The organism is Brevundimonas sp. NIBR11 (assembly GCF_027912535.1).
GTDB lineage: Bacteria > Pseudomonadota > Alphaproteobacteria > Caulobacterales > Caulobacteraceae > Brevundimonas.
On record NZ_CP115465.1, the window covers coordinates 2,738,956 to 2,752,005 of the forward strand.

At 67.6% G+C, this 13,050-nt stretch carries 13 protein-coding genes; 9 read left to right on the top strand and 4 right to left on the bottom strand.

Going from position 1 to position 13,050, the window contains the following annotated elements:
- Positions 1–114: 114 nt before the first annotated feature.
- Together O5O43_RS13745 and O5O43_RS13750 are read left to right on the top strand one after the other, a co-directional pair.
- Positions 115–2,097, top strand: a complete 1,983-nt coding sequence (locus O5O43_RS13745) for a hypothetical protein (RefSeq protein ID WP_271084461.1) — start codon at positions 115–117, stop codon at positions 2,095–2,097.
- A gap of 92 nt (positions 2,098–2,189) precedes the next feature.
- Positions 2,190–2,510: a zf-TFIIB domain-containing protein gene (locus O5O43_RS13750; protein ID WP_271084462.1), complete on the top strand. Its 321-nt coding sequence runs from the start codon at positions 2,190–2,192 to the stop codon at positions 2,508–2,510.
- Positions 2,511–2,939: 429 nt separating this feature from the next.
- On the opposite strand, the gene O5O43_RS13755 is transcribed toward O5O43_RS13750, so the two are convergent.
- Both O5O43_RS13755 and O5O43_RS13760 read right to left on the bottom strand, forming a co-directional pair.
- Complete coding sequence (locus tag O5O43_RS13755; RefSeq protein ID WP_271084463.1) at positions 2,940–4,121, bottom strand: CoA transferase; 1,182 nt, start codon at positions 4,119–4,121, stop codon at positions 2,940–2,942.
- Between the two features lie 3 nt (positions 4,122–4,124).
- The gene (locus O5O43_RS13760; RefSeq protein WP_271084464.1) at positions 4,125–4,391 is read right to left on the bottom strand and encodes a DUF6356 family protein; all 267 of its coding nucleotides are present in this window, start codon (positions 4,389–4,391) and stop codon (positions 4,125–4,127) included.
- 129 nt (positions 4,392–4,520) lie between these two features.
- On the opposite strand from O5O43_RS13760, the gene O5O43_RS13765 reads away from it, so the two are divergent.
- Positions 4,521–5,711 carry an acyl-CoA dehydrogenase gene (locus O5O43_RS13765; protein WP_271084465.1) on the top strand — a complete coding sequence of 397 codons (1,191 nt, stop codon included), beginning with the start codon at positions 4,521–4,523 and terminating at the stop codon, positions 5,709–5,711.
- 160 nt (positions 5,712–5,871) lie between these two features.
- Here O5O43_RS13765 and O5O43_RS13770 read toward each other — a convergent pair whose 3' ends face one another.
- Positions 5,872–6,336 (bottom strand): nuclear transport factor 2 family protein, encoded by a 465-nt coding sequence (locus tag O5O43_RS13770; RefSeq protein ID WP_271084466.1) that lies wholly within the window; start codon positions 6,334–6,336, stop codon positions 5,872–5,874.
- Positions 6,337–6,513: 177 nt separating this feature from the next.
- Here O5O43_RS13770 and O5O43_RS13775 point away from each other — a divergent pair, with 177 nt between their 5' ends.
- The 4 genes from O5O43_RS13775 to O5O43_RS13790 all read left to right on the top strand — a co-directional run bounded on the left by O5O43_RS13775 (position 6,514) and on the right by O5O43_RS13790 (position 10,982).
- Complete coding sequence (locus O5O43_RS13775; RefSeq protein ID WP_271084467.1) at positions 6,514–7,326, top strand: response regulator transcription factor; 813 nt, start codon at positions 6,514–6,516, stop codon at positions 7,324–7,326.
- Positions 7,327–7,330: 4 nt separating this feature from the next.
- Positions 7,331–8,773, top strand: coding sequence for a HAMP domain-containing sensor histidine kinase (locus tag O5O43_RS13780; protein WP_271084468.1), 1,443 nt, complete (start codon positions 7,331–7,333; stop codon positions 8,771–8,773).
- 28 nt (positions 8,774–8,801) lie between these two features.
- Positions 8,802–10,148, top strand: a complete 1,347-nt coding sequence (locus O5O43_RS13785; RefSeq protein WP_271084469.1) for a trypsin-like peptidase domain-containing protein — start codon at positions 8,802–8,804, stop codon at positions 10,146–10,148.
- 492 nt (positions 10,149–10,640) lie between these two features.
- Positions 10,641–10,982 carry a DUF2794 domain-containing protein gene (locus O5O43_RS13790; protein WP_271084470.1) on the top strand — a complete coding sequence of 114 codons (342 nt, stop codon included), beginning with the start codon at positions 10,641–10,643 and terminating at the stop codon, positions 10,980–10,982.
- Between the two features lie 54 nt (positions 10,983–11,036).
- On the opposite strand, the gene O5O43_RS13795 is transcribed toward O5O43_RS13790, so the two are convergent.
- Positions 11,037–11,786, bottom strand: coding sequence for a Bax inhibitor-1/YccA family protein (locus O5O43_RS13795; protein ID WP_271084471.1), 750 nt, complete (start codon positions 11,784–11,786; stop codon positions 11,037–11,039).
- Positions 11,787–11,925: 139 nt separating this feature from the next.
- Between O5O43_RS13795 and thpR the strand changes: the two genes are divergently transcribed.
- Both thpR and O5O43_RS13805 read left to right on the top strand, forming a co-directional pair.
- Positions 11,926–12,462 (top strand): RNA 2',3'-cyclic phosphodiesterase, encoded by a 537-nt coding sequence (gene thpR / locus O5O43_RS13800; protein WP_271084472.1) that lies wholly within the window; start codon positions 11,926–11,928, stop codon positions 12,460–12,462.
- Positions 12,459–13,022 (top strand): GNAT family N-acetyltransferase, encoded by a 564-nt coding sequence (locus tag O5O43_RS13805; protein WP_271084473.1) that lies wholly within the window; start codon positions 12,459–12,461, stop codon positions 13,020–13,022. Before thpR ends, O5O43_RS13805 begins: the two co-directional genes overlap by 4 nt.
- Positions 13,023–13,050 lie beyond the last annotated feature (28 nt).

The window sequence follows — 13,050 nt, forward strand, 5'->3', positions numbered from 1 at the left end:
AAGGCCCGAAAACCGCATTAAGCGTGGCCGGAACGCCGTTCACGCGCATTTTGTCGCAGGCATCGGAAGCGTCGATCAGGGGGATCGGCGAGGATCAGGGACACCGACCGTTTCATGGGATCGCTCACTCGCGCCAATGCCGCGCGCAACGCCGCCAAGGGCGCCGCCAAGGCCAACACCACCAAGGGTCAGCAACTGGGCGAGGTCTCGCTGGGCGAACGACTGAAGTACGGCTTCGACAAGTCGATGTCGGGTGGAGCGATGGCCCTGGTCGGCTGGCTGGGTCTGGTCACCTTGATCACCATCCTGTTCGCTGCGACCATCCTGACCCTGACTCGCTGGGGTCCCGACGGCGGCTGGAGCTTCATCGAAGCCCTCTGGCAGTCGCTGATGCGCACCACGGACGCCGGCACGGTGGCCGGCGACGCCGGCTGGGCCTTCCGCGGCCTGAACCTGTTCGTGACCGCCATGGGCATCCTGGTCTTCTCGGCCCTGATCTCGGTCATCTCGGCCGGTCTGGACGCCAAGATCGAGGAGGCGCGCAAGGGCCGCTCGCGCGTGCTGGAGAGCGACCACACCATCATTCTCAACTGGTCGGCCTCGATCTTCGACATCATCTCCGAACTGGTCATCGCCAACGAGAGCCGGAAGAACCCGCGCATCGTCATCATGGCCAACAAGGACAAGATCGAGATGGAGGACGAGATCGCCGACAAGGTTGAGGATCTCAAGAACACCCAGATCATCTGCCGTTCGGGCGACCCGACCGACCTGTTCGACCTGTCGATCGTCAACCCTCAGGCCTGCCGCTCGATCATTGTGGTCTCGCCCGAAGGCGTGGACGATCCGGACAGCCAGGTCATCAAGACCGTTCTGGCGCTGACCAACGATCCCAAGCGCCGCGAGGAGCGCTATCTGATCGCGGCCGAGCTGCGGGACTCCAAGAACGCCGAGGTCGCCCGCATCGTCGGCGGCGACGAGGTCCAGCTGGTCCTCGCCGACGACCTGATATCGCGCATCGTGGTCCAGTCCTCGCGTCAGGCGGGCCTATCGGCCGTCTATTCCGAACTGCTCGATTTCGACGGCTGCGAAATCTACACGACCGAACTGGAGGAACTGGTCGGCGTCACCTTCGGTGACGCCGTCATGGGTTATGAGGATTCGGCCCTGATCGGCCTGCGCTATGCCGACGGTCGGGTGAAGATGAACCCGCCGATGGACGAGGTGATCACCTCGGGGTCGAGGGCGATCATCATCGCGGAGGACGACGACTCCATCAAACTGACCCCCCTGCCCGAGGACCTGATCGACGCCTCGGCCCTGCGCAAGCCCAAGGCCGTGCGCCGCAAGGCCGAACGCACCCTGATCATCGGCTGGAACCGACGTGGCCCCATGATCGCCTACGAGCTGTCGAAATACGTCCGCCCCGGCTCGACCCTGACCGTGGCCGGCGACACGCCCGGCTTCGCCGAGGAGATCGCCTCGATGCCGCTCGGCTCGACCAATATGAAGATCGAATCCAGGACCATCGACACCAGCCATTCGGCCTCGATCGAGGCGCTCGACCCGGTGAGCTACGACTCCATCATGGTGCTGGGCTATTCCGACACCATGGAGGCCCAGTCGGCGGATACCCGCACCCTGATCACCCTGCTTCACCTCAGGAAGCTGTCGGAGCGTCTGGGCACCCATATCTCGGTGGTGTCGGAGATGATCGACATCCGCAACCGGGAGCTGGCTGAGGTCACCCGCGCCGACGACTTCGTGGTGTCCAACAAGCTCGTCAGCCTGATGCTGGCCCAAGCGTCGGAGAACGAATACCTGTCGTCGATCTTCGACGACCTGCTCGATGAGGACGGCTCCGAAATCTACATGCGCCCGGTCGGCGACTATGTGGACCTGTCGGGCCCGGTGACTTTCTACACCATCGCCGAAGCCGCCCGTCAGCGCGGCGAGACGGCCATCGGCTACCGCCGCAAGCGTGCGTCCGAGGACGACGACGGCCGCAACATGGGTGGGGTCGTGGTCAACCCGTCCAAGTCCGAGGCGCTCGAGTACCTGCCGGAGGACCGCGTCATTGTCCTGGCCGAGGACTGAACACGGTGGACGGGGCGCGGGCTGCGACACCCCGCCCCGCTTGGCGTCGCGTTGGGGCGGCGCCACCTCTAGGTCAAACCGAGGAGACCGCCTTGCCCCTTCTGATGTGCCCCAACGACAACGCCCAGATGACGACCCTGGACCGCAACGGCGTCCAGTTCGACATGTGCCCGACCTGCCGGGGCGTCTGGCTGGATCGCGGCGAGCTCGAAAAGCTGATGGAGGGCGCGGCCGCCAACGCCGCTCCGGCCCAGCAGGCCTATGCCGCGCCGCCCCAACAGAGCCAGCCCTGGGGTCACGCGCCGCAGCAGCCCCAATACCGAGATCCGCATCGCGAACAGCCGCGCTACCGCGACGACGACTACCGCTACAAAAAGAAGAAGCGCGACAGCATCTTCGACATCTTCGACTGAAACGTAAGTCTCCTTCCCGTCCGCAGGATGGGGAGGTTGGCAGCGAGCCCGTCGCGAGGTGACGGAGGGGGCGACCAGGTCTCGACGATCGAGCACCACGAGCCCCATCTACACGTCGTCTCGCCCCCTCCGCCGGACACGGGCGAAATAGTCCCTTTGCTGCGCAGCCTTCGTCGGACAACGCAAGCCATTCTGGACCCAACGATCCTTGGCGGCTTCGAACTGCTCGTATCGCCCGTCGTCAGGCATGATCGGGTCAGCGGGGCGCTGATCCGTACGGTTCCAGATCGCGCCTTGCATGGGTGGAAGAGCTTCTGGTTCAGCTTTCGGAACCTGGGTTCACACCCGACGACGGCTCCGCGCTGGGTCGCTGCGCGCCACCTTCGGTCGGACCTGAGCCGCTGTCCGCCGAAGAGATCGTCGCCAGGGTCAGCGGCTGATAGAGCCCAGGACTTCGTCCGTATCCGCCCCCAGTCGCGGCGGGGCGCTATCGTAACGGACCGGGGTCTTCGACAGGCGGATGGGGGAGGCGACGGTCTTGGTGGGCGTGGAGAGGTCGTCGCGTGGGAGGTCGATCTCAAGGCCGCGGTGCTTCGCCTGGGGTTCTTCGAAGACCTGGTCGATGGTGTTGACCGGGCCGCAGGGGACGCCCGCCGCCTCCAGCCGGTCGAACAGCTCGGCCATGGTCAGGTCGCGCGTCAGGGCTGAGATCGCTGCGACCAGTTCGGTGCGGTGCTCGATCCGTCCCGCATTGCCGGCGTAGCGGGGGTCGGAGGCCAGATCGTCGGCTCCGAGGGCGCCGCATAAGGCGCGGTACTGGGAGTCATTGCCCACGGCGACGACGACCATGCCGTCCGAGGTCAGGAAGGGCTGGTAGGGGACGAGGTTGGGGTGGGCGTTGCCCATCCGGGTCGGGGCCTTGCCGGAAACGAAATAGTTGGTCGCCTGATTGGCCAGCATGGCGGCCTGGACGTCGAACAGGGCGATGTCGACGTGCTGACCGTGACCCGATACGCGCGCATGCAGGAGGGCGGCGAGGATGGCGTTAGAGGCGTAGAGGCCGGTGGCCAGGTCGACGACCGCGACGCCGACCTTCATCGGCTCGGCGCCTGGCGCGCCGTCGGGCTGGCCGGTAACGCTCATCAGCCCGCCCATGGCCTGGATCATGTAGTCGTAGCCCGCCTGACCGGCGCGCGGGCCCGATTGGCCGAAACCTGTGATCGAGCAGTAGACGAGACGCGGATTGATCGCCGCAAGGCTGGCGTAGTCCAGGCCGTACTTCTTCAGCCCTCCGACCTTGAAGTTCTCGACGAGGACGTCGGAGGTCTCGGCCAGTTTGCGGATGGTCGCGGCGCCCTCGGGCGAGGCGATGTCGAGTTCGACCGACTTCTTGCCCCGGTTGGCGCAGAGGAAATAGGCGCTGTCGCCTCGCAAGCCATCGGTTTTCGTCGTGAAGGGCGGGCCCCAGGCGCGGGTGTCGTCGCCGACACCGGGGCGTTCGATCTTGATCACCTCGGCGCCGAGATCGGCCAGGGTCTGGGTCGCCCAGGGACCGGCGAGGACGCGGGAGAGGTCGAGGATGCGGACGCCGGCGAGGGCTTGGGCGGTCATGCCTTAAAGACCGGGATCGAAGGCGCCGGCGTCCTTCATCCGGCTTTCGCGGGCCACCTCGGCGCGATAGCCCATGTCGTCGGCCATCCGCTTGATCGCGGTGGAGACGGTCGTCTTGTGCGCGCCCGGCATGACGGCGTGGATGAAGGCGCAGCCCGACAGCTTCGCCAGCCGCCAGCCCATCCGAGTGGCGACGCCGGCGTGCTCCAGATAGGTTTCGCCCACCTCTTTGGGGTGATCGACGAACAGGGTCTTCAAGGCGCGGATCATCCGGTCAGCCTAGCGTGACGCGGGCGCTCGCTCTACCCGCCGGCAGCATTCTGTCCTAAACCGTCGCTCGAAACAGGGCCTGCGCGTCACGCTCGCGTGAGAAGCCCGCGACATAAGAGGACCGACCCCATGGCCGACGGCGCCGCATCCGTGACCCAGACCTTCAAATGGGACGACCCGTTCGACATGGAGAGCCGGCTGACCGAGGACGAGCGCGCCATCCGTGACGCGGCCCGGTCCTATGCCCGCGAGAAGCTTCTGCCGCGCGTCGTCGCCGCCTTCCGCGATGAAGAGTTCGACCGCACCATCATGACCGAGATGGGCGAGATGGGCTTCCTCGGCGCCATGCTGCCGGAACAGTACGGCGGATCGGGCGTCAGCCACGTCGCCTATGGGCTGATCGCGCGCGAGATCGAGGCGGTCGACAGCGGCTATCGCTCGGCCATGTCGGTGCAGTCGTCGCTGGCCATGTATCCGATCTACGCCTTCGGGTCCGAGGAGCAGAAAATGCGCTTCCTGCCACGGATGGCGGCAGGCGAACTGGTCGGCTGTTTCGGCCTGACGGAGGCGGACGGCGGGTCGGACCCGGCGTCGATGAAGACCAATGCTGTGGCGGTCGATGGCGGCTACAGGCTGAATGGCGGCAAATACTGGATCACCAACTCGCCGATCGCGGACCTGGCCGTGGTCTGGGCCAAGCTGGACGGGGTCATCCGGGGCTTCATCGTCGAGCGCGGGTTCGAGGGCTTCACCACCGGCAAGATCGGCGACAAGCTGTCGCTGCGGGCTTCGGTCACCGGCGACATCGGGCTGAACGACGTCTTCGTGCCCGAGGCCAATCTCCTGCCCGGCGTGAAGGGGCTGCGCGGGCCGTTCTCCTGCCTGAACAAGGCGCGCTACGGCATCAGCTGGGGCGCGATGGGCGCCGCCGAGTTCTGCCTGCATGCGACGCGGGACTATGTCGGCGAGCGGATGCTGTTCGGCCGGCCGCTGTCGTCGCGCCAGCTGGTGCAGAAGAAGCTGGCCGACATGCAGACCGAGATCTTCCTCGGGCTTGAGGGCGCCTATGCCCTGGGCCGCCTGCTGGACACCGGCGCCTGGGTGCCGGAGGCGATCTCGCTGATGAAGCGCAACAACTGCGGCAAGGCCCTGGCCATCGCCCGCGAGGCCCGCGACATGCACGGCGGAGCGGGAATCACCGGCGAGCTGCACGTGATGCGCCACGCGATGAACCTGGAGACCGTGAACACCTACGAGGGGGCGCATGACGTACACGCCCTGATCCTGGGACGGGCGATCACGGGCGAGAGCGCGTTCTAGGCGACGAAGGTCCACGCGATACTGAGGACCGCAGAGGCAATCAAAATCGCTGGCCAAGCGGTCCGAAGATCCCATCCCGCGAAATAGCCTATGGCGAACAGGCCGGCGACGAAGATTAGCCCGCGGACCAGAAGCGGCTTCCAATGGCTTTGAAGATACTTCATCTCGAACCCTCGCACCTCGTCGTGCGCTGGCTCCAGGTGATGCCGGCGATGGTCCAGGCGCCGTCCCTCCTCACCATGTCGAAATGGTTGGCGCCGCAGTGGACGATGGCGCCGTCGACCTTGAACACGTAACGGCCGAAGACCGAAGCGACGTCGCCGTCGATGACGATGACCGGGTCGGGCATAACCTCCTGGTAGGTCTCGGGGCCGGGCCGCAGGCCGCCGGCGAACTCGGCGCCTGTCAGGCGGCGGACGGCGCGGGTTCCGTCGGGGCGCTCGAGGGCGACGAGCATGCGCGCCTCGGGATCGAAATGCGGGGCCAGAAGGGCGCCGTCGCGGGCGGCCAGGGCGGCGAAGGTTGCGTTGACCGGGGCCTTGACAGCGACGGCCTCGGCCGAGGCGGGGTCGGCGGCCGTGGTCGTCTGGAGCGCGAGGGCGGTGAGGATCGCGAGCGTGGACATGGCGTCTTCTCCCTTGAAATCGACTGACGCTATCACGGCGCGACCCGGCGACAACCGCCCACCGTCAGGAAGGATCAGCGGCGCGCGGCGGGCCAGCCTCTAGGATGGGACGGCCGGGCGCATTGTCTTGGCGCCGGCGGGGTCTATACCTGCGGGTCACACGGTCGGGGTCGAGTGATGAGCAGCATGGAAATCGAGCAGGCGGCGGACAACGATCCCTTCGCCGCACTGGCCGAGGTGTTCGCCGGCCGGCGCGCTCTGGTGCTGGAGGACGATCCGGCCCTGGCCGAGCATGTCTCGGACCGTCTGCTACGCGCCGGGTTCGAGGCGGTGGACTGCGTCGATGCGGGCGAACAGGCCCTGACGTCTGCGGCGACCCATGCCTATGACGTCTTGATCCTGGATCGCCTGACCAAGGGGCTGGACGGGCTGGAGACGCTGAAGCGGTTGCGGGTCTCGGCGGGACCGTCGTCGGACGCCCCGGCCTTGATGCTGACCGCGCTGATTGGCGAGCGCCAGCGGGTCGAGGGCCTGCTGGGCGGGGCCGACGACTATCTGTCCAAGCCCGTCGGCGACGAGGAGCTGCTGGCCCGGATCGCGGCCCAGCTTCGTCGCGTGGCCCGTCGCGCCAAGCCCGCCAACGCCGACCTGATCAATGGACCGTTCCGCCTCTCGCCGGGCGCCCGGACCCTGAAGCTGATGATCGAGGGCGGGGAGCGGTTGATCGACCTGTCGCCTCTGGAGTTCGCCATCGTCTCGGAACTGATGACCGCGCGCGGCCAGCCGGTGACCAAGACCATGCTGTGGGACCGCTGCTGGGTCGAATGGACCTTCCTGCCGGATAATTTCGTTAACATCATCGACGCCCGCATCTCGGCCTTGCGTCGCCGGCTGAAGGAACAGGCGCCGGAACTGGGCGAGGACCTGCACCCGCTGATCGTCTCGGCCCGCAGCCAGAGCCTGATCTTCCGCGACCTGGACGCGGCGTAGGCGTTTGAGCTTCGGGGGGATCTGGCGGAGGGTTCGCCCCGAGGGCCTGTCGGCCTGGATGGCGCGGCGGACTCTGACCCAGCTCGCGGCGGGTCTGGCCATTCTGGCGGCCGTCGCCCTGACCGGATCCCTGATGGTCACGGGGCAGGCGGCGCGGCTGGACCAGCGTCAGCAGGCCGCGCTTCTGGCCCTGGCCGACTATGGCGCGATGGCCTCCAAGCTTCCGGCCGATTCCATGATGGAGGCGGGGGCTATGACCGAGGCCGACGCCGCCTATATGTCCGCCTTCCTCAGCGCCTTCCAGGACGGGCCGACACGCAACGCTACGACCCTGGAGCAGACCTGCCGCACGGGTCAGGGGGGCGCGGGGGTCCGCTTCATCCGCGCGCCGGTCGGCAAGCCCGCAGGCCTCATGGCGCTGGAGACGGCGCGGGCCGAGCGGCTGACGCGGCTGGGCGAGGGGGTCTTCCTGATCCGGCTGGACCCCGGCCAGCTGTGCCCGACGCGGGGGGTGGAGGTGATCGTGGTCAAGCGGCCGATCGGGTCGCTGTCGATCATCGTCGGGCGGGTCGTGGATCCCTCCGGCGTGGCCTGGCGCTGGGCCGTGCTGGCCGTCGCCCTGACCGGGGCCCTGATCCTGGTCTCCGGCCTGACCGCCGCCATGTTCGCGCGCCAGCGCCTGACCAGCGCCATGGCCGAGGTCAGTTCGGTGCTGGACCGCGCCGCGCTGGGCGATTTCTCGCGACGGGCGCCCGACGTGGCGGTGGCGCCCGAGCTGACCCAGCTGTCGACCCAGGTGAACCGGACGCTGGACCGGCTGGAGGAGCTTCTGAGCTGGCTGCGGGATTCCGCGGACCAGCTGGCCCACGATTTCCGCACGCCCCTGGCCCGCGCCTCGGCCCGTCTCGACAAGCTGATGGAGACCGAGGACCCGGTCGAGCGGATGCGGCTGGGCGAGGCGGCGGGGCGGGATCTGGCCGACATCACCCGCGCCATGAACGAGGCCATGGCGTTGCGCGACGGCGAGGCCTGGCTGTTCGAGAGCGTGCGGCTGGACGTCCTGGCCGAGGCGGCGGTCGAGCTCTACCAACCCATCGCCGACGTCCGCGACATCCGCATCGTCGCCGAGGGGGTGCCGGTCTCTGTGCTGGGGGTGCGATCCCTGTTGCAGCGGGCGGTAGCCAATCTGGTGGACAATGCGGTGAAGTTCTCGCCCGACGGCGGGATCGTGACCCTGCGCGCCTGGGACGCGGAGGAAGGCCCCGCCCTGTCGGTCGCCGATCAGGGGCCGGGCATGGTCGCCGGCCAGCCTGCGGCGCCGCGCAGCCCGGACAGCCACGGCATGGGTCTGACCTTCGTGCGCGCCATCCTGCGGCGTCACGGGGGGCGGATGACGATTGATGACGCGAAGCCGGGAGCCATCGTCACGGCAAGGTTCTCACGCTAGGCTGACCGCCTAGACTCAGGGATACACCATGACGCGCCTTCGCCTCCTGACCGGTTCCGCCCTCGCCCTGACGCTGCTGGGGTCCGTCGCCGGGGTCGCCCAGGCGCAGACGGCTCAGAACTTCCCCCTGCCCTACGACGCGCGGCGAGGCGTTTTCAGCTTCGCCACCGGGCTGGAGCGGACGCTGCCGGCGGTGGTCCAGGTCACCACACTGGGCATGTCGGCCGGGCCGACCACCGGCCAGACGGAGCCCACGCCGGTGTCCAGCGGCTCGGGCGTGATCATCGACGCGGCCAACGGCATCATCGTCACCAACCACCACGTCATCGAGGATGGCCAGAAATTCCGCGTCGACATGACCGACGGACGCTTGGTCGACGCCACCCTGATCGGCTCGGACAAGGCGACCGACATCGCCGTCCTGCAGATCCACGCCTCGGGCCTGTCGCAGGTGGAGACGGTGGATTCCGATACGCTGCGCACCGGCGACCTGGCGTTCGCGGTCGGCTATCCGCTGGGTCTGGACCAGACCCTGACCATGGGCGTCATCTCCGGTCTGGGTCGGTCGGGCATGGGCGACGCGGTCGAGGACTATATCCAGACCGACGCGGCCGTGAACTCGGGCAACTCGGGCGGGCCGCTGCTGGATAGCCGGGGGCGTCTGATCGGCATCAACACATCGATCCTGTCGGGCGGGATCGACGGCGGCAACGACGGCATCGCCTTCGCCGTCCCGACCCGCATACTGCTGTTCGTGGTCGAGCAGCTGCGCGCCCACGGCGAGGTCACGCGCGGCCGGATTGGGGCGACCCTGGGGTCGCTAAACGCCGAGCGGGCGGTCGAGGCCGGGCTGGGCTTCGTTCGCGGCGCCATCGTCGAGGACGTCATGCCGGGCTCACCGGCCGAGCGCGCCGGCCTGCAGCGCGGCGACATCATCACCCGCATCCAGAACCGCCCGGTGGCCAACGCCGGCTCGGTCCAGGCCACGGTCGGCATCGCCGCGCCGGGAACGCCGATCACCCTCGTCTATTTGCGCAACGGTCACGAGGCGACGACACGGCTGAGCACGGAGGTCCCGTCGACCGACGTGGTTCAGGTGGGCGCGGCGGCGGTTCAGGCCTACGGCGCCAACTTCCGTGACCTGAGGCCGTCGGACGGCATCAGCGCCTCGGGCGTCCTGGTCGTGGCAGTCGAGGGCGGCTCTCCGGCGGCTCAGCAGGATCTGCGCGCGGGCGATCTGGTGACGGCCGCGAACGGCCAATCGGTGTCGAGCTTCGCCGAACTCGGCCGCGCGCTCGGCTCCGGGACCGGCGCCACCTTGACGGTCCAGCGCGGCGACGAGAGCGTCGAAATCGTCATTCCCGGCGCGGACTGATCCACACGCCCTTTTGAGGATAGGCGCCCTCGCTCTAACCATCAGGAACGTTTGCACATCTGACGACTGGACTGTGTGTAACCGCGCTCAAGCAGCGAAACGCCGCGCGTCGAGGGGTAACGCTCTAACCAGAGCTCTCAAGCACCGAGCCACCGCGTCGCGAGCGGTAGCGCCCCAACAAAGCTGTGGAGTCATGCTCACACAGCAAAACCCCCGCCGTGCCGGAGGGGAGGGGGAGGCAGGGCGGGGGTCTCGCTTTGGAGGAAGCGTCGGCCTGGCGGAGCCTGGTACGGCAACATCCAGGGGGGCTGGGGGGGCTGTTCAGGATCCGGGACGCTTCCGAACTCCGTCAGGCCGACGCTCACTGTTTCGCCGTCCAACCGGGCCGACGAAGGACCGAAACGGGGCCATTTCGTGTCGTGGCTATTTTGTTCGTCACGCGGGGCGGGCGCCCCGCTGGCGTTTGTCGGAGGCGCACCTAAGTTGACCTGAATGACCTGCGATTCCGGCGCCAACGACAGCGGCTCTCAGCCCGCTTCCGTCTTCTTTGAGCGGCGCGAGCTGGACCTGATCTTGAGGGTCTACGGTCGGATGGTGGCTCAGGCCGAATGGCGCGACTACGCCATGGTCGGCGGCAAGGAGGCGGCCGAGTTCGCCGTCTTCCGCCGGTCGGGCGACGCCCCGGCCTATCGCATCGAGAAGCGCCCGGCTCTGCAGACCCGTCAGGGCCAATGGTCCGTAATCGGCGAGGGCGGGGTGGTGCTGAAGCGCGGTCGGGAACTGGCGCAGGTGCTGCGGGTCTTCGACAGCCGGAAGTTCCAGGTGGTGGAATAGAGAAAGGGCCCCGGGATCGCTCCCGGGGCCCTCGATCGTTCAGCCTGTAAAAGCCTAGTTCCGGTTGCCGCCCATGAAGGCCAGCAGGAATTGGAACAGGTTCACGAAGTTGATGAACAGGCTCAGCGCGCCGAAGCCGGTCGCCACGCCCATCGCCTGCTGGTCGCCACCCAGCTGGTAATAAGTCATCTTCAGACGCTGGGTGTCGTAGGCGATCAGGCCCGCGAAGATCAGCACGCCCAGACCCGAGATGATCAGATAGAGCGTCCCCGACTGCATGAACATGTTCACGATCGAGGCGATGATCAGGCCGATCACGCCCATGATCAGGAAAGATCCCATGCCCGTCAGGTCCTTCCTGGTCGTATAGCCGATCAGGCTCAGCGCGCCGAACGAGGCGGCCGTGACGAAGAAGGTCGAGGCGAGGGAGCCGCCGGTGTAGCGCAGGAACAGCACACCCAAACCCGCGCCGATCGAGGCGACGACGGCCCAGTAGAGCATGTTCACGCCGCGCGCGGTCGGGTTCTTCATGAAGAACATCGAGCCGAACAGCAGGACCAGGGGCAGGAACTGGACGATCATGCCCAGGACGGTCATGCCGACGCGGCCGTCCGGTCCGATCGCGAAAAGCAGCTGTTGTACGGCCGGAACATTGCCGGTGGCGTAGGCCAGGGCGCCCGCGACCACGAGGCCGAGGGCAAGCTTGTTGTAGACGCCCAGCATGAAGCTGCGCAGGCCCGCGTCCACGGCCATGTCGGCCTGGGCCGGAGCCGGCGTCGAGTAGCCGTTTCTGAAGTCGCTCATCGCGAGTGTCTTCTCCAAATGAGGCGGCAGGACAAACCCTGCGCCGAAGGGTGAAATATCGGGGTCGGGGACCACCCGTGCAAGGGATGGATCGCCGCAGGGGTTCCCGCCCTCCCCCGCCGGCGCTACGAACGGTCGCATGCTGCGCCTGTTCACCGCCGTTCCCATTCCCTTCGACGTGGCTGAGGCCCTGGCGCGCCGCCAGACCGGCCTGCCCGGGGCCCGATGGCGGGGAGCCGAGCATCTGCATGTGACCCTGGCCTTCTACGGCGAGGTGGACGAGCGGCGCGCCGACGATCTGGCCGCCGAACTGGCGCGGATTCCCGGCGGCGTCTTCGATATCGAGCTGAAGGGCGTGGGTGCGTTCGGCGACGCGCATCGCAGCCATACGCTATGGGCCGGGCTCGAGCCGAACGAGCGGCTGAACGTCCTGGCCGGACGCTGCAAGGCGGCGGCCGAGCGGGCCGGCATCCCGATGGAGCCGCGCCTGTACCGGCCGCATCTGACCCTGGCCTATCTGAAGATCCAGACCAATGCGGACCGGATCGGGGCCTGGATCGCCAACCACAATCTACTGCATTCGCCGCCGATCCGCGTCGATCGCTTCAGCCTCTATTCGAGCACCCTGACCGAGAACGGCAGTTTCTACGAACTGGAACGGGAGTATCCGCTGTGAGCCACGCCTCGCCCCTCGGCCCCACGCTGGAGACCGAACGTTTGATCCTGCGCCCCACGGCGATGGAGGATTTCGACCGCTGGTGCGACTTTCAGGGTGACGCCGAGACGACGAAATTCATCGGCGGGGCGCGGAGCCCGGCCGAGGTCTGGCGGGTGATGATGTCGGTGGCGGGCGCCTGGGCCCTAAGCGGCGAGGGCTTCTTTTCGGTGATCGAGAAACTCACCGGCCAGTGGATTGGCCGGATCGGTCCGTGGAACCCGCACGGCTGGCCGGGGCCGGAGGTGGGCTGGAGCCTGCACCGTGACGCCATGGGCAAGGGCTATGCGCTGGAGGCGGCGGTCGCGACGATGGACTATGCGTTCGATGTGCTGGGCTGGCAGGACGTGATCCACTCCATCGCGCCGGCGAATGTCGCCTCGCAGCAGCTGGCCGCGCGGCTGGGTTCGACCAATCGCGGGCCCGGAAAACTGCCGCCGCCATTCGAAGGTTCAACGGTCGACTTGTGGGGCCAGACGAAGGCGGAGTGGGCCCTGAACCGGGCCCGCTTCGCCGGCTGAGGCAACCGAACGGCGTCCGACGTCGTAT

Coding starts and splice junctions, on each gene's coding strand:
- O5O43_RS13790 (WP_271084470.1), top strand. CDS start 10,641: ATGACCTGCGATTCCGGCGCCAACGACAGCGGCTCTCAGCCCGCTTCC.
- O5O43_RS13765 (WP_271084465.1), top strand. CDS start 4,521: ATGGCCGACGGCGCCGCATCCGTGACCCAGACCTTCAAATGGGACGAC.
- O5O43_RS13760 (WP_271084464.1), bottom strand. CDS start 4,391: ATGATCCGCGCCTTGAAGACCCTGTTCGTCGATCACCCCAAAGAGGTG.
- O5O43_RS13795 (WP_271084471.1), bottom strand. CDS start 11,786: ATGAGCGACTTCAGAAACGGCTACTCGACGCCGGCTCCGGCCCAGGCC.
- O5O43_RS13785 (WP_271084469.1), top strand. CDS start 8,802: ATGACGCGCCTTCGCCTCCTGACCGGTTCCGCCCTCGCCCTGACGCTG.
- O5O43_RS13755 (WP_271084463.1), bottom strand. CDS start 4,121: ATGACCGCCCAAGCCCTCGCCGGCGTCCGCATCCTCGACCTCTCCCGC.
- O5O43_RS13775 (WP_271084467.1), top strand. CDS start 6,514: ATGAGCAGCATGGAAATCGAGCAGGCGGCGGACAACGATCCCTTCGCC.
- thpR (WP_271084472.1), top strand. CDS start 11,926: ATGCTGCGCCTGTTCACCGCCGTTCCCATTCCCTTCGACGTGGCTGAG.
- O5O43_RS13770 (WP_271084466.1), bottom strand. CDS start 6,336: ATGTCCACGCTCGCGATCCTCACCGCCCTCGCGCTCCAGACGACCACG.
- O5O43_RS13745 (WP_271084461.1), top strand. CDS start 115: ATGGGATCGCTCACTCGCGCCAATGCCGCGCGCAACGCCGCCAAGGGC.